Below are 281 nucleotides of genomic sequence, written 5' to 3'. Positions count from 1 at the left end.
CCTGAGAAAGGATCGCACCATCAAAACCTGGGATCAAACTCCTAGCTTAACTTGCTGTCCACGAAACCGGCAGCAGCTCACTTTTCTTCATGAGCAGGCTGACAAGCCCTGCGGTTGCGTATAAACAGCCTCCGAATGTTCGAAGCCTGAGGCTATCATGCAAATCGAGACCACCGCCCTTCCCGGCGTCCTTGTCCTGACGCCAGCACGTCATGGTGATGCGCGCGGCTTCTTTTCGGAAAGCTGGAATCGCCGGTCGTTGCGCGAGGCCGGGGTCGATC

General features: G+C 56.9%; 1 protein-coding gene. It reads left to right on the top strand.

The genetic code is table 11. The features are described from left to right. Positions 1 to 157: 157 nt before the first annotated feature. Positions 158 to 281 (top strand): dTDP-4-dehydrorhamnose 3,5-epimerase family protein (locus RMT89_RS46290; RefSeq protein WP_399498949.1); only part of this gene is annotated, 124 nt, incomplete at its 3' end.

It is taken from the genome of Streptomyces sp. P17 (assembly GCF_032436805.1).
Lineage (GTDB): Bacteria > Actinomycetota > Actinomycetes > Streptomycetales > Streptomycetaceae > Streptomyces.
The sequence above is the reverse complement of the archived record's forward strand: the minus strand, read 5'-3'. Positions and strand labels throughout refer to the sequence as shown.